The organism is Nocardioides ganghwensis, from assembly GCF_014779655.1.
Lineage (GTDB): Bacteria > Actinomycetota > Actinomycetes > Propionibacteriales > Nocardioidaceae > Nocardioides > Nocardioides ganghwensis.
This window is the reverse complement of sequence record NZ_JACXYX010000008.1, coordinates 198,165-218,653: the sequence shown is the minus strand read 5'-3', so window position 1 is coordinate 218,653 and position 20,489 is coordinate 198,165. Positions and strand designations below refer to the sequence as shown.

The 20,489-nt window shown below is 71.5% G+C and carries 20 protein-coding genes; 12 read left to right on the top strand and 8 right to left on the bottom strand.

Annotated elements, in window-relative coordinates; genetic code table 11:
• Window positions 1-20 precede the first annotated feature (20 nt).
• Both IEZ24_RS11920 and IEZ24_RS11915 read left to right on the top strand, forming a co-directional pair.
• Window positions 21-1,523, top strand: coding sequence for a hypothetical protein (locus IEZ24_RS11920; protein ID WP_129453904.1), 1,503 nt, complete (start codon window positions 21-23; stop codon window positions 1,521-1,523).
• 18 nt (window positions 1,524-1,541) lie between these two features.
• Entirely contained in the window at window positions 1,542-1,898 is a 357-nt protein-coding gene (locus IEZ24_RS11915; protein ID WP_129453905.1) for a hypothetical protein, read from the top strand.
• 13 nt (window positions 1,899-1,911) lie between these two features.
• Here IEZ24_RS11915 and IEZ24_RS11910 read toward each other — a convergent pair whose 3' ends face one another.
• The gene (locus IEZ24_RS11910; RefSeq protein WP_129453906.1) at window positions 1,912-2,445 is read right to left on the bottom strand and encodes an AAA family ATPase; all 534 of its coding nucleotides are present in this window, start codon (window positions 2,443-2,445) and stop codon (window positions 1,912-1,914) included.
• A 152-nt stretch (window positions 2,446-2,597) separates the two neighbouring features.
• On the opposite strand from IEZ24_RS11910, the gene acnA reads away from it, so the two are divergent.
• The 4 genes from acnA to IEZ24_RS11890 all read left to right on the top strand — a co-directional run bounded on the left by acnA (window position 2,598) and on the right by IEZ24_RS11890 (window position 7,939).
• Entirely contained in the window at window positions 2,598-5,291 is a 2,694-nt protein-coding gene (acnA, locus tag IEZ24_RS11905; RefSeq protein ID WP_129453907.1) for an aconitate hydratase AcnA, read from the top strand.
• Window positions 5,292-5,455: 164 nt separating this feature from the next.
• Window positions 5,456-6,790 carry a hypothetical protein gene (locus IEZ24_RS11900; RefSeq protein ID WP_129453908.1) on the top strand — a complete coding sequence of 445 codons (1,335 nt, stop codon included), beginning with the start codon at window positions 5,456-5,458 and terminating at the stop codon, window positions 6,788-6,790.
• Window positions 6,777-7,271, top strand: coding sequence for a SigE family RNA polymerase sigma factor (locus tag IEZ24_RS11895; RefSeq protein WP_129453909.1), 495 nt, complete (start codon window positions 6,777-6,779; stop codon window positions 7,269-7,271). The genes IEZ24_RS11900 and IEZ24_RS11895 overlap by 14 nt, the downstream gene beginning before the upstream one ends.
• Window positions 7,268-7,939, top strand: a complete 672-nt coding sequence (locus IEZ24_RS11890; RefSeq protein WP_129453910.1) for a DUF3105 domain-containing protein — start codon at window positions 7,268-7,270, stop codon at window positions 7,937-7,939. The genes IEZ24_RS11895 and IEZ24_RS11890 overlap by 4 nt, the downstream gene beginning before the upstream one ends.
• Here the strand turns inward: IEZ24_RS11890 and IEZ24_RS11885 are convergent, their stop codons facing one another.
• Complete coding sequence (locus IEZ24_RS11885; protein ID WP_129453911.1) at window positions 7,940-8,776, bottom strand: alpha/beta fold hydrolase; 837 nt, start codon at window positions 8,774-8,776, stop codon at window positions 7,940-7,942.
• A gap of 145 nt (window positions 8,777-8,921) precedes the next feature.
• On the opposite strand from IEZ24_RS11885, the gene IEZ24_RS11880 reads away from it, so the two are divergent.
• The 6 genes from IEZ24_RS11880 to dxs all read left to right on the top strand — a co-directional run bounded on the left by IEZ24_RS11880 (window position 8,922) and on the right by dxs (window position 13,552).
• A complete protein-coding gene (locus IEZ24_RS11880) occupies window positions 8,922-9,275 on the top strand; it encodes a thiamine-binding protein (RefSeq protein ID WP_129453912.1) in 354 nt (117 codons plus the stop codon).
• On the top strand, window positions 9,265-9,669 hold the full coding sequence (locus IEZ24_RS11875) for a YjbQ family protein (protein ID WP_129453913.1): 405 nt from the start codon (window positions 9,265-9,267) through the stop codon (window positions 9,667-9,669). The genes IEZ24_RS11880 and IEZ24_RS11875 overlap by 11 nt, the downstream gene beginning before the upstream one ends.
• 170 nt (window positions 9,670-9,839) lie before the next feature.
• On the top strand, window positions 9,840-10,199 hold the full coding sequence (locus IEZ24_RS11870; RefSeq protein WP_129453914.1) for a hypothetical protein: 360 nt from the start codon (window positions 9,840-9,842) through the stop codon (window positions 10,197-10,199).
• 20 nt (window positions 10,200-10,219) lie between these two features.
• Entirely contained in the window at window positions 10,220-10,696 is a 477-nt protein-coding gene (locus tag IEZ24_RS11865; RefSeq protein ID WP_129453915.1) for an NUDIX domain-containing protein, read from the top strand.
• Complete coding sequence (locus IEZ24_RS11860) at window positions 10,693-11,631, top strand: SMP-30/gluconolactonase/LRE family protein (protein ID WP_129453916.1); 939 nt, start codon at window positions 10,693-10,695, stop codon at window positions 11,629-11,631. Before IEZ24_RS11865 ends, IEZ24_RS11860 begins: the two co-directional genes overlap by 4 nt.
• 16 nt (window positions 11,632-11,647) lie before the next feature.
• A complete protein-coding gene (gene dxs, locus IEZ24_RS11855) occupies window positions 11,648-13,552 on the top strand; it encodes a 1-deoxy-D-xylulose-5-phosphate synthase (RefSeq protein WP_129453917.1) in 1,905 nt (634 codons plus the stop codon).
• A 9-nt stretch (window positions 13,553-13,561) separates the two neighbouring features.
• On the opposite strand, the gene IEZ24_RS11850 is transcribed toward dxs, so the two are convergent.
• The 6 genes from IEZ24_RS11850 to IEZ24_RS11825 all read right to left on the bottom strand — a co-directional run bounded on the left by IEZ24_RS11850 (window position 13,562) and on the right by IEZ24_RS11825 (window position 20,463).
• A complete protein-coding gene (locus IEZ24_RS11850; RefSeq protein WP_129453918.1) occupies window positions 13,562-13,690 on the bottom strand; it encodes a methionine/alanine import family NSS transporter small subunit in 129 nt (42 codons plus the stop codon).
• Complete coding sequence (locus tag IEZ24_RS11845) at window positions 13,690-15,237, bottom strand: sodium-dependent transporter (RefSeq protein WP_207206722.1); 1,548 nt, start codon at window positions 15,235-15,237, stop codon at window positions 13,690-13,692. Before IEZ24_RS11845 ends, IEZ24_RS11850 begins: the two co-directional genes overlap by 1 nt.
• A 104-nt stretch (window positions 15,238-15,341) precedes the next feature.
• On the bottom strand, window positions 15,342-16,415 hold the full coding sequence (locus tag IEZ24_RS11840; protein WP_129453920.1) for a hypothetical protein: 1,074 nt from the start codon (window positions 16,413-16,415) through the stop codon (window positions 15,342-15,344).
• Entirely contained in the window at window positions 16,412-16,945 is a 534-nt protein-coding gene (locus tag IEZ24_RS11835; protein ID WP_129453921.1) for a SigE family RNA polymerase sigma factor, read from the bottom strand. Before IEZ24_RS11835 ends, IEZ24_RS11840 begins: the two co-directional genes overlap by 4 nt.
• A gap of 228 nt (window positions 16,946-17,173) precedes the next feature.
• Window positions 17,174-19,249: a 3-hydroxyacyl-CoA dehydrogenase NAD-binding domain-containing protein gene (locus IEZ24_RS11830; protein WP_191192851.1), complete on the bottom strand. Its 2,076-nt coding sequence runs from the start codon at window positions 19,247-19,249 to the stop codon at window positions 17,174-17,176.
• Window positions 19,246-20,463 carry a thiolase family protein gene (locus IEZ24_RS11825; RefSeq protein ID WP_129453922.1) on the bottom strand — a complete coding sequence of 406 codons (1,218 nt, stop codon included), beginning with the start codon at window positions 20,461-20,463 and terminating at the stop codon, window positions 19,246-19,248. Before IEZ24_RS11825 ends, IEZ24_RS11830 begins: the two co-directional genes overlap by 4 nt.
• Window positions 20,464-20,489 lie beyond the last annotated feature (26 nt).

Here is a 20,489-nt window from a genome sequence, read left to right as displayed (position 1 = left end):
TCCGAACTAGAGTCGGGCGGGTGCGTCTGGTCTCGGCAGTCCTCGGCTTCGTCCTGAGGAAGACGGGCGCGCTCCTCGTGGTCGTGCTGTCCCTCTTCCTCGCCTACCTGCTCGTCCAGGCCGCGGTCCCCGCGGTCAAGGAGGCCGTGACCGACCGCGAGAGGCTGGAGCAGGTGGCGGCCGAGCGAGCTGCGCTGGAGAAGGACCTCGAGCAGCTGAGGGACGAGGTCGCGGAGGCCCAGCGCGAGGAGGTCGCCTCGCTGCGTGGCGCCCTCGACACAGAGATCGAGGCGCTGGGCGACCAGGTGTCGGAGCAGCGGTCCGATGTCGAGAAGAAGCTCGAGGAACGTGACGAGTGCAGTCGCCTCCGGGAGATCGTCGAGAACCTGCCGCTGGTGCCCAACACGTGCGACCTGAAGGAGCGTGCCGCCGAGACGGCACAGGAGGCACTGGACACCCTCGAGTCGAGCCTCGCCCGGGCAGAGGCCGATGCGGCGTTGCTGCGCGATCCCGACCTGACGCCCCAGCAGCAGCTCGCGCAGCTCGGCGCGGACGGTGCCTTCGAGTCGTCCGAGAGGGAGATCGACGCCGTCGAGTCGGAGCTCGCCCAGAAGGAGGCGGAGGAGCGGAGCCTGGAGGAGACCCAGGGGTCCGGGGTCGGGTGGGTCGTCGACCAGTGGGCCCGGTCGTGGCGGTGGCTGGCCGCGGTCGCACTCCTCGTGCTGCTCCTGCCTCCGGTCCTCAGGACGGTCAGCTACTTCGTCCTGATGCCCCTGGTCCACCGGGCGCACCGACCGATCCACCTGGCCCGCGGGTCGGAGGGTGAGGCCGGCGTGCTCCGGACCTCGGATGCCGAGCGGACGCTGACGGTCGAGCTCGGCCCCGGTGAGGTCCTGTCCGCGCGCTCGGAGCACGTGCGCCCGGTGCAGGGCCGGGCCCGGAGCCACCTCCTCTACGACTGGTCGTCGCCGTTCATCAGCTACGCCGCAGGACTCTTCGCCCTGAGCCGCGTCACCGGTGACGAGCGCGTGACCGCGGCGACGCTGTCCACGCCGGACGACCCGGACTCCTACCTGATGCGCATCGACTTCGCGAACCATCCGGGACTGGTGATGCGGCCGCGGCACGTCGTGGGAGTGATTGGGACACCGGAGCTCGAGACGCGCTGGCGCTGGGGGATCCAGTCCTTCGCGACGTGGCAGGTGCGCTACATCCTGTTCTCCGGCACCGGCAGCCTGATCGTCCAGGGCCACGGCGACGTCGTGGCGACGAGCCCCCGGGGCGGGACCACCCGGTTGGAGCAGCACCTCGTGATGGGCTTCGACTCCCAGCTGCTCGTGGGCGTCAACCGGACCGAGGTGTTCTGGCCGTACCTGTGGGGCCGCACCCCATTGGTCGACGACGAGTTCACCGGGGTCCACCCGTTCTTCTGGCAGAAGGCCAGCACCCAAGGGCCGAGCAACCCGGTCGCACGGGCGTTCAACACCTTCTTCTCGGCGTTCGGCAAGCTGCTCGGCTTCTGAGTCTGGCAGGGTGGCGCCATGGCCAGGTACGCCGTCAATGCCGCCGCTGTCGTCCATGCGCGCCGGCTGATCGACGCCCGCCAGTACGTGCTCGACAGCGACTGGGGCGAGGTGCAGCCGAGGGCCGAGGCGGAGAACGCCTATCTCGAGCGGCACTCGTGGGAGGACTACGCCGCCTGGCACCTCGGCCTCACCGAGGGCGCCAACGACCACACCAAGGCGCGCTACGCGTTCGTGTACGGCGACCTGCGGCGGGTCCACCGCAGCGGGCTGATCGCCTGCGTCTACCGGGCCGCGGAGTGGCGCCACAAGGCGGTCGAGCTCGCCGCCCACGACCTGCTGCAGCGCCTCGACCAGATGGCGGGCATCGACTGACCCGCCGACGGCCTCACGGGCGTACGGCGTGAGCCAGCGCAGCCAGCGCGGGCTCCTTGTTGCTCGTCTCGACCACGGCCCAGCCCTGCTCGAGGGCGAGGTCGAGCAGCTGCCGACGTCCCTCGAGGACCAGCTCGTCGCCGCCGCGCTCCTCGATGATCCGGGAGACGACAGCCGTGACCGGCGTGACCTCGCGGGAGTGGAGGCGCTCGAGCAGGACCTCGGGTGCCACGTCGAGCACCACCCCGACGTACGTCGCCCCGGCCTCCGCGGCGGTCGTCTCGAACCGCTCGACCTGGGCCGGGGTCACGATGAGCTGGGGGAGGACCACGTCGCGACCGGTGCGGAGGTAGGCCGTCATCAGGGCGAGCGCCGAGGCGCGGACGGCCTCGCCGGTGCCGACGAAGTCGTCCTCCCACCCCGACACCCACGAGCGCAGCTCGTCGATGTCGCAGAGCAGGGTGCCCGGGTGGGCAGCGGCGTGGGCGCGCGCGAGCGTCGACTTGCCGACGCCCGACGGGCCGTTGAGGTGAAGGAGGGTCGGCACGCGGCGAGGCTAGCGGGGGAGGATCAGGCCGGTGTGATATCTTGACGTCAAGATACTGCGATGTCAGAACTAAGGGTCGCCTGTCTTCCCGTCCTCTCCCGGACGACGGCAAGATGGACGCGAACCCGCGAACTCCCGAGGAGATATGGCTGATGGCCAGTCAGGACAGCTTCGGTGCCAAGGGCACCCTGGACGTGGACGGACAGTCCTACGAGATCTACCGCCTCGACGCGGTCAAGGGAGAGGGCCTCGACGTCGAGAGCCTGCCCTTCTCGCTCAAGGTGCTCCTGGAGAACCTGCTCCGCACCGAGGACGGCGCCGACATCACGGCCGACCACATCAAGGCGATCGCCGGCTGGGACGCCGACGCGAACCCCGACCAGGAGATCCAGTTCACGCCCGCCCGCGTGATCATGCAGGACTTCACCGGCGTCCCCTGCGTCGTCGACCTCGCCACCATGCGCGAGGCGATGGCCGAGCTCGGTGGCGACGCCACCAAGATCAACCCGCTCGCTCCGGCCGAGATGGTCATCGACCACTCCGTCATCGCCGACGTCTTCGGCTCGGCCGACGCCTTCGAGCGCAATGTCGAGATCGAGTACGAGCGCAACCGCGAGCGCTACCAGTTCCTCCGCTGGGGCCAGGGTGCCTTCGACGACTTCAAGGTCGTCCCCCCGGGCACCGGCATCGTCCACCAGGTCAACATCGAGCACCTCGCCCGCGTGGTCATGGTGCGCGACGGCGTGGCCTACCCCGACACCTGCGTCGGCACCGACTCCCACACCACGATGGTCAACGGCATCGGCGTGGTCGGCTGGGGCGTCGGCGGCATCGAGGCCGAGGCCGCGATGCTCGGTCAGCCGGTCTCCATGCTGATCCCGCGCGTGGTCGGCTTCAAGCTCTCCGGCGAGCTGCCCGAGGGCTCGACCGCCACCGACCTCGTCCTCACGATCACCGAGATGCTCCGCGAGCACGGCGTGGTCGGCAAGTTCGTCGAGTTCTACGGTGAGGGCGTCTCGGCTCTGCCGCTGGCCAACCGCGCCACGATCGGCAACATGAGCCCGGAGTTCGGCTCCACGATCGCCGTGTTCCCGATCGACGAGCAGACCGTCGACTACCTGCGCCTCACCGGCCGCTCGGAGGAGCAGCTCGCGCTCGTCGAGGCGTACGCCAAGGAGCAGGGCCTCTGGCACGACCCGAGCGCCGAGCCGCGCTACAGCGAGCGCCTCGAGCTCGACGTGTCGACGGTCGTCCCGTCGCTGGCCGGCCCGAAGCGTCCGCAGGACCGCGTCGAGGTCACCAAGGCGCAGGAGAGCTTCCAGAAGGCGCTGGCCGACTACACCGAGGACAAGGACACCAAGGCGACCGTCAGCCTCGACGGCCAGGAGTTCGAGATCGGCCACGGCGCCGTCACGATCGCCGCGATCACCTCGTGCACCAACACCTCCAACCCGAGCGTGATGATCGGTGCGGCGCTGCTCGCCAAGAACGCCGTCGACAAGGGCCTGACCCGCAAGCCGTGGGTCAAGACCACGCTGGCTCCCGGCTCCAAGGTCGTCTCCGACTACTACGACCGCTCCGGTCTGACGCCCTACCTCGACAAGCTGGGCTTCAACCTCGTCGGCTACGGCTGCACGACCTGCATCGGCAACTCCGGGCCGCTCATCCCCGAGGTCAGCGCCGCGGTCAACGAGGCCGACCTCGCGGTCGTCTCGGTGCTGTCGGGCAACCGCAACTTCGAGGGTCGGATCAACCCCGACATCAAGATGAACTACCTCGCGTCCCCGCCGCTGGTGGTGGCCTACGCGCTGGCCGGGTCGATGGACCTCGACCTGTTCAACGACCCGCTGGGCCAGGACCAGGACGGCAACGACGTCTTCCTCAAGGACATCTGGCCGAGCCCGCAGGAGGTCGAGGAGACGATCGCCCAGGCGATCAGCTCCGAGATGTTCAACGAGTCCTACCAGGACGTCTTCGCCGGCGACGAGCGCTGGCGGTCCCTGCCCACCCCCGAGGGCAACACGTTCGAGTGGGACGAGAACAGCACCTACGTCCGCCGCGCGCCCTACTTCGACGGCATGCCGGACGAGCCGGAGCCGGTCAGCGACATCGTCGGCGCCCGGGTGCTGCTCAAGCTGGGTGACTCGGTGACCACCGACCACATCAGCCCGGCCGGCGCGATCAAGAAGGACAGCCCGGCCGGCAAGTACCTCGCCGAGCACGGCGTCGAGCAGCGGGACTTCAACTCCTACGGCTCGCGCCGCGGCAACCACGAGGTCATGATCCGCGGCACGTTCGCCAACATCCGCCTGCGCAACCAGCTCGCGCCGGGCACAGAGGGCGGCGTGACGCGCGACTTCACCACCGCCGACGGTGACGTCACCAGCGTCTTCGAGGCCAGCCAGAACTACCAGGCCGCCGGCACCCCGCTGGTCGTGCTCGCGGGCAAGGAGTACGGCTCCGGCTCCTCGCGCGACTGGGCCGCCAAGGGCACCGCGCTGCTGGGCGTGAAGGCCGTCATCGCCGAGTCCTACGAGCGCATCCACCGCTCCAACCTCATCGGCATGGGCGTCATCCCGCTCCAGTTCCCCGCGGGCAAGACCGCCGAGGACCTGGGCCTCACCGGCGCCGAGATCATCTCGATCTCCGGCATCACCGAGCTCAACGACGGCACCACGCCCAAGACGGTCACCGTCAAGGTCGAGCCGGCCCCCGGCACCGACCAGGCGCACGGCGAGACCAGCGAGTTCGAGGCCGTGGTGCGCATCGACACCCCGGGCGAGGCCAACTACTACCGCAACGGCGGGATCATGCAGTACGTCCTGCGCAACCTGCTCAAGGGCTGACCGCACGCATCAGCCGAGCACGCGGCCGCGTCCAGGACCTCCTGGGCGCGGCCGTCGTGCGTCCCGGTGGCGTGGACAGTGGCACTTCCGGGACGCGCCCCACCGAACGCGCCGCTCGCGGCGTGTTGACGTGTGAGGCTGTCCACCCACCCGAGGAGCTCCGCATGTCCGCACCACCCGGCGACGTCGTCGACCGGCTCGACCAGCTGGCCGCGCACGCGCCCGCGGGCGGCATCGACCCGGACGCGGTCTGGACGCACGGCCGCCGTCGCCAGCGCGTACGCCTGGGCGCGGCCCTCGCCGCCGTCGCCGCCGTCGGGCTGCTGGGGACGACGACCACGCCGCTGCTCGTGGAGCGCGCGCAGCGGGTGGAACCGGCGGACGCGGGGGAGCGGATGGTGCTCCCGGACGTGGTGCGCCAGCCGGGGGCGTGGGAACCCGCCTTCCCCTCCGCTCCCGGACGGCTGTCCGCGGTCGCGATCGGGACGCGCGGCAGCCTGCTGGGGGACCATGCCGCGCTCTGGGGCGTCTCGGCGACCACCGGTGAGTCGCGCTTCCTCGACCTCCCCGTGGCGGAGGCGTTGGTCGACCAGGCCGTGCTGTCGGCTGACGGCACCAGACTGGCCTACTGGGCGTCGACCGGCGACGCCGGTAAGCGCTCGGACGGGCAACCGTCGGCCGCGACGGGACTGAACGTCCTCGATCTCGTCACCGGCGAGCAGCGGGGCTGGGACCCGGCGACCGAGCACGGGCTGATGACGGTCGGCCTCGCCTGGGCGGGCGACACGGTGTGGTTCACCCAGGGCGCCTACCGCGACGCCGACCAGGACAGTGCACGGATCAGCACGCGCACCTGGCGATGGGGGTCGGTCCCGGAGCCGGTCGAGGGCCCACCCGCCGACGACGCCGGCCTCACCACGACCAGCCAGGACGCAGGCGGCTTCCTCGCCGCCAGTGGCAGCGCGGCCACCGAGGCCTGGCGTGTCGACGACGGAGGATCCGTGGGCAGGATCCGGTTCGTCGCCGACGAGGCCGTCACCACGCCGTACCTCTCTCCCGACGGCAGCCGGGTGGCGGGGATCGAGCAGGGGCGTGGTGCTCGGTTCATCCTGACCGATCTGCCGCTGCTGGTCGGCACGCTCGAGGGCGACCGTGCAGTGATGCAGCGCGTGGGCCCCGTCGAGGCGGAGCTCGTGCTGGGGTGGCGCTCACCCACGGAGGTCGTCGTCGGCGCCGGCGCCGACCGTGATGGCGACGGCGTGCGCGATGCCACCCGGGCGTCGCTCGTCGACGTGACGGACGGGAGCATGAACGCACTGCTCGACATCGAGGGCAACCTTCCGGACTTCGCCGCGGACGCGTGGGCCGCCGAGGTGGTTCCCGCCCCGGACGCCCCGTTCGCCCCCGACCCCCGCCTGGTCGGCCTGGGGCTCCTGGTCGCGGCGTTCGTGGGCTGGCGGATCGCCGTACGGGTCAGGGGGCGCCGTGTCCACGCCTGACGGCTTCAGCGAGTTCGTCCTCGCCCGGCAGGCGGCACTGCTGCGCACGGCGTACCTCCTCACCGGCCACGCGCAGGACGCCGAGGACCTCGTGCAGACCACGCTGGTCAGGGTGGTGCCGCAGTGGCGGCGCATCCGCGACAACCCCGAGCCGTACGTCCGCCGGACGATGGTCAACACCAACGTCTCGCGCTGGCGACGGCGTCGGTGGCGCGAGGAGAGCACCGACGTGCTGCCCGAGCAGCTCGCAGAGGCCCCGGACCACGACGAGCTGCTCGCCGTACGCTCCGCGCTGGCGGGCCTCGCGCCCCGGCAGCGGGCGGTGCTGGTGCTGCGCTACTACGAGGGGCTCTCCGAGGCTCAGATCGCGGCGACACTCGGGATCGCGCCCGGGACGGTGAAGTCGCAGGCACGGGACGGGCTGGCCAGGCTGAGGCAGGCGCTCCCCGCCGAGGAGGGCGCCGGTAGCCTGACGCGGTGAGCGACGCCCACGGCCAGGCCCCTGCGCAGCCGGACGAGAACCCCCTCGTAGAGCAGTTCCAGGGGCCCGTTGCCGAGGATTCGCGGCCCGGACGGCTGCCGCTCGTGCTGGCGAGCGTCGCGGCCGCCCTCGTGCTCGGTGCGGCGCTCGTCGCGCCGCTGGTCGACCGGGTCGTCCGCGGCGACGAGCAGGAGCAGCGCGCGCTCGACCTCAGCCTCGTCCAGACGTGGGAGATCACGGACCGGGCGCACACCACGGGCGACGTCACCTACCCGCAGGACCCGCCCGCCGGTGGCGCCCACGCGCCCACTTGGCTGGCGTGCGGCGTCTACGACGAGCCGGTGCGCGAGGAGAACGCGGTCCACGACCTCGAGCACGGCACCGTCTGGATCACGCACGACCCCGGCCTGTCGGCCGCGGACGTCGAGGCGCTGGCCGAGCAGCTGCCCGACAACGGCATCATGTCGCCGCGCGAGGGCCTGCCGTCACCGGTCGTGGTGACCGTGTGGGGCGCCCAGCTCCGGCTCGACGGCGCCGACGACGAGCGGCTCGGGCTGTTCCTCGAGGAGTACGGCGACGGGCACACCGCGCCGGAGTTCGGGGTCAGCTGCCAGGGCGGCACCCCCGACCCGCAGGGCGGGCTCCCGGGCGAGGGTGCCAACGCCTGATCAGCGGGCGAGGAAGTCCAGCAGCGCCCGGTTGAACTCGACGGCGTGGCTCACGTTGAATCCGTGCGGCGCGTCCGGCACCACGACGAGCTCCGAGCCGGCGATCGCCTCGTGGGTACGCCTGCCCGAACCCTCGAAGGGGACGGTGGCGTCGCTCTCGCCGTGGATGACCAGCGTCGGCACGGTGATCTTCGTGAGGTCGTCGCGGAAGTCGGTCGTGCCGAAGGCCTCCATGCAACCCAGGGCTGCCGTCTGGTCGCTCTGGTGGCACAGGGCGATCGCGTCCTGGCGCTGCTGCTCGGTGACCTTGAGCTCGCCGTTCGCGGAGAAGAAGTCCGTGGTGAAGCCGTCGAAGAACGCCGTCCGGTCGTCCTTCAGGCCCTGCTCCATCTCGCCCGCGGCCTCCTCGGTGAGCGGGCCGTCGGGGTTGTCGTCGGTCTTCAGCAGGTACGGCGGGACCGCGGCCGCGAAGACTACCGAGTGCAACCGGTCCTCGCCGTGGCGGGCGACGTAGCGCGCCACCTCGCCGCCGCCCATCGAGAACCCGACGAGGGTGACGTCGGTGAGGTCGAGCTCGGACAGCACGCCGTCGAGGTCGTCGGCGAGGGTGTCGTAGTCATAGCCCTTGGACGGCTTGTCGCTGCGACCGAAGCCGCGGCGGTCGTACACCACCACGCGGTGCCCGGCCGCGCTGAGCGGGCCGACCTGCTCGCTCCAGGACTCGCCCGAGAGCGGCCAGCCGTGGATGAGGACGACGGGCCGGCCGCCGCCTCCCGAGTCCTCGACGTGGACCTTGATGGTGCGCAGCAGTCCGGAGCTTGCGGTGACGTCAGGCACGTGGTGTCCCTTCGTTGGGGCCCTCGGCGCGAGGGCCGTTCGGTGGTGCTTCGAACGTAGGCAGGGGCACGGATGGGGTGTCCCACCCGGCGGGGTGGCCCGGGGCCGGACGCAGTCGTCCCGGGCGCACGACTAGCGTGGCCGCATGATCGTGGCCTTCTCGCTCTCGCCCATGTCCAGCGACCCGTCCGGGTCCGTCACCGAGGCGGTCGCCGCGGCCGTACGGGTCGTCCGGGAGTCCGGGCTGCCGCACGAGACGAACGCGATGTTCACCAACATCGAGGGGGAGTGGGACGAGGTGATGGCCGTCGTCAAGCGTGCCGTCGACGTCGTCGCCGAGGTGTCCCCGCGCGTCGGGCTCGTGCTGAAGGCCGACATCCGCCCTGGCTACGACGGACAGCTCACCGCCAAGGTCGAGCGCATCGAGGAGGCGCTGCGCGATGCCCCGGACAGATCCTCGGACGGACGAAGCGGGGAGGCGCCGCGCGATGAGAAGTGAGACCAGGACCTATCGCACCGGCGGTGACGAGGTCGTGCTCGACCTGACCCGCGACGCGGCGGACGTCGTGGCCGGCCGTGGCGACGGGATCCTGCACGTCTTCGTGCCGCACGCGACCGCCGGCATCGCGATCATCGAGACGGGAGCCGGCTCCGACGACGACCTCCTCGCCGCGCTCGGCGACCTGCTCCCGGCCGACGACCGCTGGCGGCACCGCCACGGCTCGCCCGGGCACGGTCGCTCCCACGTCATGCCGGCGATCGTGCCGCCGTACGCGACGGTGCCCGTGCTGGCCGGACGGCTCGCGCTCGGCACCTGGCAGAGCATCTGCCTGGTGGACCTCAACGTCGACAACGCCGAGCGCGAGGTGCGCTGGTCCTTCCTGGAGGGCTGACGGCGTCACGGACGGCGGTGGGGGCGATCGTCGTGTCATTTCGAGGACGTTCGTCCCCCTCTGCTCGCCCGAGCGGCTCGATGGATCGAACAGGCGTTCGATAGACTGGTGCGGTGTTCCCCGCACCGCAGCCACGTCAAGGCCCGACCCCACCTCAGGGGCACCGCGGCGTGGCGCCGCCCGGCTGGCCGCGCCAGGTGCGACCGCCCGACGCGCCCGACTGGGAGGTGACCGCGGCCAGCTGGCTGCTGGACCTGTGCCCGCCCGACTACCGCCGCTTCCCCGGTCTGCGCCGACATGTCGTGGTGCTGGCCCGCTTCGCCGTGCTGCACGTCGAGGCCCAGCAGCTGGCGACGAGGCGCGGGCTGAGCGAGATCCGCGGCGACCTCAAGGACGTCGCGAGCGAGGCCGTCGTCCTCGCGGCGGTGCAGACCTTCCAGCTCGAGGACGCCCGCCTCCAGGCCGTACGTCGCGAGGTCGGCCTCGTCGAGGACGCGCTGCGCGGGCGTCGCTACCGCGTCCGGATGTGAGTGCTGGCTAGGGTCGCCGGATGCCAGCCTCCGCACCGGACCCAGCACCCGCCCCCGGTCCCGATGCCCGCCGCTTCGCCGGCGTCATCCTCGTCGACCGGCGGGGCTGGATCCTGCTCCAGGAACGCGACGAGCACCCCCGCATCGACCCCGAGAAGTGGGGCCTCGCGGGCGGGCACGTCGACCCCGGGGAGGACTTCGAGCCCGCTGCCCACCGCGAGCTCGAGGAGGAGACCGGCGTACGCCTCCCCGACGGCGGGCTGCGCCTGTTCCGCGAGTTCGTGGTCGACCACCGCGAGGCCTACGGCACGTGGGACGTGATGCAGGTCTTCGTCGCCGCCACCGACCTCACCGACGCCGACATCGACTGCCGCGAGGGACGGCAGATCGTCTTCGTCGCCCCGGAGGTCGCCCGCGGCCTCGACCTCAGCGCCGCAGCCCTCGACATCGTCCCGGCGTTCCTCGACAGCGACCTCTACGCCACGATGGCGCCATGACCTCCTCGACCTCGCTCAGCGTGCACCCCGTCCCGTCCATGGGCGCCGAGGACGTCGTCGTCTCGGCAGAGGGGGTCGTCCTCACGGGGACCGAGGACGGTGCGATCTGGGCGATCGACCCGACCACCGGCAGCGCCCGGGTCGTCGCCGACACCGGCGGTCGTCCGCTCGGACTCGAGATCCTCCCCGGCGGGCACCTGCTGGTGTGCGACGCGCAGCGCGGGCTGCTGCGCGTCGATCCGGCCGCGGGCACGGTCGAGGTACTGGTCGACCTCGTCGACGGCGAGCCGATGAGGTTCTGCAACAACGCGGCGGTCGCCGCCGACGGCACGATCTGGTTCAGCGACTCCTCGTTGCACTTCGGCGTGGACCAGTGGAAGGACGACTTCGTCCAGGACACCGCTACCGGCCGGCTGCTCCGGCGCGACCCCGACGGCACGGTCACCGTCGTCCTCGACGGCCTCCGCTTCGCCAACGGCGTCGCGCTCGCGGCCGACGAGTCGTTCGTCTGCGTCGCCGAGTGCCGCGGGCGCACCGTCGTACGGCTGTGGCTGACCGGCCCGCGGGCGGGGGAACGCGACCACCTGGTCACCGACCTGCCGGGCTACCCCGACAACATCAGCCGCGGCAGCGACGGGCTGATCTGGGTCGCCGTCGCCAGTCCGGTCGACGCCGTCGTCGAACGCCTCGGCCACGCCCCGATGGTCCTGCGCCGCGCGGTCACGAGGATCCCCGAGGCGCTCCAGCCCAGGCCGAAGCAGACGATCCGCGTGCAGGCGTACGCCGACGACGGCCGGCTGGTGCACGACCTCGACCTCGCGCAGCCCGAGCACGGGCCGGGCTACCACATGGTCACCGGGGTGCGGGAGCACGACGGCAGGGTGTGGATGGGGAGCCTCCACGAGCCGTCGGTGGCCGTCCACGACCTGGCATGAAATAGACTCAGGCCCCATGGCACTCCTCGACTCGATCGGCTCCCCGCGCGACCTCCGCGACCTCTCTGCGGAGCAGCTGGACGAGCTGGCCGCCGAGATCCGGGACGTGATGATCCGCACGGTGGCGACCAACTCCGGCCACCTCGGTCCCAACCTCGGAGTGGTCGAGCTGACGCTGGCCATCCACCGGGTCTTCGACTCGCCGCGCGACCGGGTCGTCTTCGACACCGGCCACCAGTCCTACGTGCACAAGCTCGTCACCGGACGGCACGCCGACTTCGGCACGCTCCGTAAGGAGGGTGGCGTCAGCGGCTACCCCAGCCAGGCCGAGTCCGAGCACGACATCGTCGAGAACTCGCACGCGTCCACCTCCCTGTCCTACGCCGACGGCCTCGCCAAGGCCTACGCGATCCGCGGCGAGGACCGCCACGTCGTGGCGGTCATCGGCGACGGCGCGCTGACCGGTGGGATGGCGTGGGAGGCGCTCAACAACATCGCGATCGCCCGCAACAGCCGCCTCGTGATCGTCGTCAACGACAACGAGCGCTCCTACACCCCGACCATCGGCGGCCTCGCCACCGCGCTCACGTCGCTGCGCACGAACCCGCGCTACGAGCAGGTCCTCGACCTGGTCAAGAAGCGCCTCAACCAGGTGCCCGGCGTCGGGCACGCGGCGTACGACGCGCTCCACGCGGTCAAGAAGGGCATGAAGGACGCCCTCGCGCCGCAGGGCCTGTTCGAGGACCTCGGCCTCAAGTACGTCGGTCCCGTCGACGGGCACGACCGCGCCGCGATGGAGCAGGCGCTGACCAACGCCAAGCGCTTCAACGGTCCCGTGATCGTCCACGCGATCACCCGCAAGGGCCAGGGCTACGACCCGGCGCTGCGCCACGAGGCCGACCAGTTCCACGCTCCCGGCCCGTTCGACGTGCAGACCGGGGCGGAGAAGCCCAAGGGCAGGATCTGGACCGACCACTTCTCCGAGGCGGTCGTCGACCTCGGCGAGCGTCGCGACGACGTCGTCGCCATCACGGCCGCGATGATGCACCCGGTCGGTCTCGACGTCTTCGCGCAGAGGTTCCCCGAGCGCACCTTCGACGTCGGCATCGCCGAGCAGCACGCCGTCACCTCGGCCGCCGGCCTCGCGATGGGCGGGCTGCACCCCGTGTTCGCGGTCTACGCGACCTTCCTCAACCGCGCCTTCGACCAGGTGCTGATGGACGTCGCGCTGCACAGGTGCGGCGTGACCTTCGTCCTCGACCGGTCCGGCGTCACCGGCGACGACGGCGCCAGCCACAACGGCATGTGGGACATGTCGATCCTCCAGGTCGTCCCCGGCCTGCGCCTCGCCGCGCCGCGAGACGTCACCCGGCTCCGCGAGCTGCTCGACGAGGCCGTCGAGGTCGACGACGCGCCCACGGTCGTCCGCTTCCCGAAGGGTCCGCCGCCCGAGGACGTGCCCGCGATCGACCGCGTCGGGGGCGCTGACGTCCTGGTCCGCGAGGGCGAGCGGGACGTGCTCGTCGTCGCCGTCGGGTCGATGTGCACCACCGCCGTCGACGTCGCCTCGCGCCTCACCGCGCAGGGCATCGGGGTGACCGTGGTCGACCCGCGCTGGGTCAAGCCGGTCGACCCCGCGATCGTCGACCTCGCGCGCGAGCACCGCCTCGTCGTGAGCGTGGAGGACAACGGCCGCGTCGGCGGCTGCGGTGCCGCCCTGCTCCAGACGCTCAACGACGCGGGCGTGCGTACGCCCGTCCGCCTGCACGGCATCCCGCAGGAGTTCCTCGACCACGCCAAGCGCGACGTGATCCTGGCCCGCATCGGGCTGGACGCCCAGACGATCGCGCGCACGATCGTCGAGGACGTCACCGCGCTCGACCGGGGGCTCACCCTCGTCGAGGCGGAGCACCCGGCCTGAGCAGGGGCGTCACAGGTCCCGGTGGACCGACCCGGGCTCCTCGCCGCGGAAGCGGTTGATGTTCCAGATCGCGACGGCCAGGCCGCCCCACAGGACGGTCATGGCGATCAGCATCGTGATGACGGCTGCTGCGGACATCAGGAGCTCCTCTCGTCCTGCGCGGCGACGACCTCGGGGTCGTCGAGGGGGGTGCTCGCCCGCCACGGCAGGCGTGCCGCCACGAAGCCGAGCACGAGGACGGCTGCGGCCAGGCCCCAGCCGAGCGTGTTGAGCATCCAGGTCGGGTAGTCCTCGTAGGGGACCCGGATGTTGTCGATCAGCTCGTTGACGAGGATGAAGACCAGCGCGGCCGGGGCGACGAACCCGATGAGGACCTCCCACGTACGCCCGATCTGCACCGACCCGTCCCGGTTGAGGTGGTCGCGCAGCAGGCCCGTCCTCCGGAACACCCACGCGAGGGCGAGCATGCTCGCCACGGCCACGAGGAGGATCCCGAACCGGTTGATGAAGTGGTCGACGATGTCGAGGACGTAGACGCCCGTCGTGGTGCCGAGCAGGGTGATGCTGATGACCGCCGCGGGCACTCCGACGGCGAGCGAGGCTCCGGTGCGCGTCATCTCGAACTTGTCGCGGACCGCCGAGATGACGACCTCGATGACGCTCACGAGCGAGGTCACCCCGGCCACGACGAGGGAGCCGAAGAACAGGATGCCGATCAGCGCACCGGCGGGAGCCTCGTTGATGATCGCCGGGAAGGCGATGAAGGCGAGGCCGAGGCCCTCCGTCGCCACCTCGTCGACCCCCACGCCGGTCGCGGTCGCCATGAAGCCGAGCGCGGCGAACACGCCGATGCCGGCCAGCAGCTCGAAGCCCGAGTTGGCGAAGCCGACCACGAGGCCGGAGCCGGTCATGTCGCTGCGACGGCCGACGTAGGAGGCGTACGTGATCATGATGCCGAAGCCGACCGAGAGGGAGAAGAAGATCTGTCCGTAGGCCGCGATCCACACGCTGGTCTCGGTCAGGGCGCCCCAGTCGGGCGAGAACAGGGCGTCCAGGCCGGTGGCGGCGCCGTCGAGGGTCAGTGCGACGACGACGAGCGCGATGAAGGCGACGAACAGGATCGGGATGAAGATCGCGGATGCGATCCCGATGCCCTTCTGCACGCCCAGCACCATCATCGTCAGCACCGCCACCCAGACCAGCACCAACGGGACGGTGACGCCGCTGACGAAGTCGAGACCGATGCCGGGATCGCCGGCCTGGAGGTAGGACCCGAACAGGAAGCCCTCGGGGTCGTCGCCCCACGCCTTGTCGAAGGAGAAGAGCGCGTAGCGGGCGGCCCAGGCGATCACGGCCGCGTAGTAGACCGCGATGACGAAGCAGATGCCCACCTGCCACCAGCCCAGCCCTTCCGCCGCCCTGTGCGCGCGCCGGAAGGACAGCGGCGCGGAGCCGCGGTAGCGGTGACCGAGGCCGTAGTCGAGCAGCAGGAACGGAAGTCCCGCGGTGAGCAGGGCGATGAGGTAGGGGAGGATGAACGCCCCGCCGCCGTTCTCGTAGGCGACGTAGGGGAAGCGCCAGATGTTGCCCAGGCCGACGGCGGAGCCGATCGCGGCGAGGATGAACACCTTGCGCGAGCTGAAGCCGCCGCGCTGCTGCTCGGCGTGGTCGAGTTCCTGGCTCACGGTGCCTCCCGGCTGACGACGACGACGGACGACGTCCAGCATGGCAGAGATCCGCCGTGCCGGACGTCGCCCGTCCCTCGCATGGGACGTGGCCTCCAAGGGCCTCAGTCGCCGAAGTGGATCCCCACGGGCAGCTGGAACTGCGCCGCGAGCGACTGGCTCGGAGCACACGCACCGGTCGACACCGCGCAGTTCAGCAGGTGGGGCCGGTCCTCCTCGACGCCGCTCAGCGAGCCGCTGAAGGCCAGCACCGCGACGGTGTCGGAGTCCAGCCACTGGAACGGCAGCGCCCAGGCGTACCCGGTCTCGAGCGCCACCCTCTCGCCCGTCGTCGTGTCGAGGAGGACTCCCTCGTCATCGGTCTCGGAGACGAGGTGGGTGCCGTCGGGGGAGAGGTTGGCGAAGCTGTCCGTGGTGAAGGTCAGCTCGCCGGCCGGGCCGCTGACCCGGGCGCGGCGACGCCGGTCCGCGATGACGAGCGTGGCGGCCTCGGCGTCGATGACGACCTGCTCGCCGGTGGGGTCGAGCACCTCGACCTCCTGGCTGCGGGTGTCCCACGAGAAGACCCCGCCGCGGTCGACGCCGTAGACCATGTCCCCGTCGAGGGCGGTGACGCGGGTGTCCCGCTCCCCAGCGGTCCCGAGCTCCTTCTGCTCGCCGGTCGAGGCATCCAGGTGGACGACCCGATCCCCGGGGGCAGCCCACGCCACGCGCGTCCCGTCGGCCACCAGCTCGGCGTCGTCGGCTCGCGGCGCCGCCACGGTCCCGACGAGCTCGAGGTCGTCGCCGGTCCAGACGAGCACCCGGCGCGCGGCGTCGGTGAGCACGATGTCGTCGCCCGCCCACACCCAGGCGCGGACGTCGACGCCGAGGTCCACGTCGGGGCTGCCGACGCGGCGGAGCGTGCTGCCCTCCACCCACGACAGCGCGACCGGGGCGGCGTCCGTACCGTCGGCGACGTCGGCGCGACCGCCGTCGGGTCCGGGCGCGCGCCCGCCGCCGAGGAGAGCGGAGCCCGCAGCGACCACGACGGCGGCCGCGGCGATCCCGCCGACGAGGGCCGTACGCCGATGCCGGACGCGGCGGTCGCCGTCGCGAGTGATCGCCTCCAGGTCCACGGGAGGCGGGCCGAGCCGGTCGGCGTAGTCGTGCATGACGTCGGTCAGGAGCCCGGTCATCGGGTCACCTCCAGCAGGTGCAGGGGCAGCACGTCGGCGTCGGCGCGCTCGCCCAGGTGGTCGCGGAGCTTGCGGAGCCCGGCCGAGACCTGGCTCTTGACGGTGCCGGGCGCGCAGCCGAGGACCTCGGCGGTGCGGGCCTCGGACAGGTCCTCGTAGAAGCGCAGCACGATCGCGGCGCGCTGACGCGGCGGCAGCGCCTGGAGGGCCTCCCACAGGAGCTCGCGGGTGGTGAGGTCGTCGACGTGGTCGGCGCGCACCCGCTCGGGCACGACGTCGGTGGGACGCTCGCCCCAGCTGCGCCGGCGGTACCACGTGATCGCGGTCGTCGTGATCGCCTTGCGGGTGTAGGCCTCGGCCTTGCCGGGGTCGCGCAGCCGCGGCCACGCGACGTACGTCTTGGTCAGCGCCTCCTGCAGCAGGTCCTGTGCGAGCTGGCGCTCACCGACCAGCAGGTACGCCGTGCGGTGCAGCGCGGCGGACCGCGCGGCGACGAACTCGGCGAAGGCCGCCGGGTCGCGTCGGGTCATCGGGTGCTCCTCGTGGGTGGGAGTGGTCACCACTACCGACGAGGTGGCGGGTCGTTTTGGTTCGTCGGGCCTCCGGGCGGTGTGCCAGCCACATTGTGCGGCGCTTGGAGGTGGCACCCGCACCGCCGCACCGGCGTGTCCTCCGCGACGCGCGAAGGGGCGGTGCCCCAGCCACCCTCCGCGCGTACGGAATGTGGCTGGGACACCGCCCCAGCGGTCAGGCACGGATCAGTGGAACCGCTTGCCGGTCGCCTTCTCCGAGATGCCCTTCACGTCGAGCATGAAGGTCAGCCCGCCGTTCCAGAACGAGAACCCGGCACCGGTGATCATGGCCAGGTCGATGTCCTGCGGGGCCGCGACGACGCCCTCGTCGAGCATCAGGCGGGCCTCCTCGGCCAGCCCGGCCAGCGTCTTCTCGCTGACCTCCTCGGCGGTGAGGACCACCGGCGAGGCCGGCTTCTCCAGCAGGGCCTCGACCTCGGGGTCGAGGTTGCCGTCCGGGCCGTAGTAGGCCGGCTTCCGCGCCGCGACGATCCGCTCGAGGGCGGGGGAGACGTAGAAGCGGTCCGGGAACGCGCCCTTCAGCGTCTCGTTGTTGTGCAGCGCGATCGCCGGGCCGACCAGCGACAGCAGCACGAACGGCGGCATCGGCGCGATGCCGGCGAAGGCGCTGTCGGCCACGGAGACCGGCGTGCCCTCGTCGACGATGCGTCCGACCTCGCTCATGAAGCGGCCCAGGAGACGGTTGACGATGAAGGACGGGCTGTCCTTGACCAGGATCGAGGTCTTCTTCAGCGCCTTGCCGGTGGCGAACGCCGTGGCCAGGGTCGCGTCGTCGGTGGCGTCGCCCTTGACGATCTCCAGCAGCGGCATGACCGCGACCGGGTTGAAGAAGTGGAAGCCGACGACCCGCTCGGGGTGCTCGAGGTCGGCAGCCATCTCGGTGATCGACAGCGAGGAGGTGTTGGTCGCGAGCACGCACTCGGCGCTGACGACCTTCTCCACGTCGGCGAAGACGGTCTTCTTGACCGACATCTCCTCGAAGACGGCCTCGATGACGAAGTCGGCGTCACCGAAGGCGACCTGCTTGTCGGTCTCGCCCGAGACCAGCGCCTTGTGCCGGTTGGCCTTGTCCTGGTTGATCCGGCCCTTGGCGAGCAGCTTGTCGATCTCGGCGTGCACGTAGGCGACGCCCTTGTCGGCGCGCTCCTGGTCGAGGTCGGTCAGCACGACCGGCACCTCGAGGCGGCGTACGAAGAGCAGCGCGAGCTGGCTGGCCATCAGGCCGGCGCCCACGATGCCGACCTTCGTCACCGGACGGGCCAGCGACTTGTCGGGCGCGCCGGCGGGTCGCTTGGCGCGCTTCTGGACCAGGTCGAAGGAGTAGAGCGAGGCCAGCAGCTCCGCGGTCTGCGACATCGCCTCGAGCGCGTCGTCCTCGGCGGCGAAGCCGGCGTCACGGTCGGTGTCGCGTGCGGCGGCGATGAGCTCGACGGCCTTCGCGGCGGCGGGTGAGGCACCACCGGTCTTGGCGGCGACGATGCCCTCGGCCCGTGTGATCGCGGCGTCCCAGGCCTCGCCTCGGTCCACATCGGGACGCTCGACGACGGTCTCCCCGCGCAGCACCGAGGCCGCCCAGAGCAGCGACTGCTCGAGGAAGTCTGCACCGTTGAAGACCGCGTCGGCGAGCCCGAAGTCGTACGCCGCCTGCCCGCCGAGGGTCTTGCCCTGGTTGAGCGGGTTCTCGATGATCAGCGTGACGGCCTTGTCGGCGCCGACGAGGTTGGGCACGAGCCACGCGCCGCCCCAGCCGGGCACCAGGCCGAGCATGACCTCGGGCAGTCCCAGCGCGGGGGCGGAGTCCATCACCGTGCGGTAGGTGCAGTGCAGCGCCACCTCCAGGCCGCCGCCGAGGGCGAGGCCGTTGATGAGGCCGAACGACGGCTTGCCGCCCTCACCCAGCTTGCGGAAGACCGCGTGGCCGAGCTCGGCGACGATCCGCACGGCGTCTGGGCCGCCGCCCTGGATCGAGGTCAGGTCGGCACCCGCGGCGAGGATGAACGGCTTGCCGGTCACCGCGATCGCGTCGATCGAGTCGTCGGCCAGCGCGGCATCGATCGCCTCGTTGAGCGCGAGCAGCGAGCCCGGGCCGAAGGTGTTGGGCTTGGTGTGGTCCTCGCCGTTGTCGAGGGTGATCAGGCCGAACGTCGCGCCCGGCAGCGACACCGTGCGCAGGTGGGCCTGGGTGACGCGCTCGGCGTCGGACACGATCGCCTGCGCGCGCTCGAAGATGCTGGTGCTCACTTGCTGTTCTCTCCCTCTTCGGTGGAGCCGGTCCAGTGCGGGTTCTCCCAGATCACGGTGCCGCCCATGCCGATGCCGATGCACATGGTGGTGAGGCCGTAGCGGACCTCGGGACGCTCCTCGAACGCCTTCGCGAGCTGGTTCATCAGGCGTACGCCGGACGAGGCCAGCGGGTGGCCCATCGCGATCGCGCCGCCGTAGGGGTTGACCCGCGGGTCGTCGTCGGCGATGCCGTAGTGCTCGAGGAAGGCGAGCACCTGCACGGCGAAGGCCTCGTTGACCTCGAAGGCCTCGATGTCGTCGATGGTCAGGCCGGCGAGCCTGAGGGCCTTCTCGGTGGCCGGGATCGGCCCGGCACCCATCACCTCGGGCTCCACGCCGACGAAGGCGTAGGTCACCAGGCGCATCTTGACCGGGAGGCCGAGCTCGCGTGCGGTCTCCTCGTCGGCGAGCAGTGCGGCGGTCGCACCGTCGTTGATGCCGGCCGCGTTGCCGGCGGTCACGTTGCCGTGCGAGCGGAACGGCGTCTTGAGCGCGGCGAGCGACTCCAGGGTCGTCTCGGGGCGCATCGGCTCGTCGATCGTGGCCAGGCCCCATCCGGCGTCGGCCGACCGGGTCGCGACCGGGACGAGGTCGGGCTGGATCTTGCCGGCGTCGTAGGCAGCCTTGGTCTTCTGCTGGCTGCGCACGGCGTACGCGTCGACGCGCTCCTTGGTGATCGTGGGGTAGCGGTCGTGGAGGTTCTCCGCGGTCTTGCCCATCACCAGGGCGTCGGGGTTGACGATCCGCTCCGACAGGATGCGCGGGTTGGGGTCGACGCCCTCACCCATGGGGTGGCGCCCCATGTGCTCGACGCCGCCGGCGATGGCCACGTCGTAGGCGCCGAAGGCGATGCCGGACGCGGTGCTGGTCACCGCGGTCATCGCGCCGGCGCACATGCGGTCGATGGAGTAGCCGGGCACGCTCTGCGGGAGACCCGCCAGCAGCGCCGCGGTGCGGCCCAGGGTCAGGCCCTGGTCGCCGATCTGGGTGGTGGCGGCGATCGCGACCTCGTCCACCCGCTCGGGCGGCAGGGACGGGTTGCGACGCATCAGCTCGCGGATGCTCTTGATGACGAGGTCGTCGGCGCGCGTCTCGGCGTACTGGCCCTTGGCCTTGCCGAACGGGGTGCGCACGCCGTCGACGAAGACGACCTCACGCTGGGGACGGGACACTGGCTACTCCCATGACACTAGAGGTG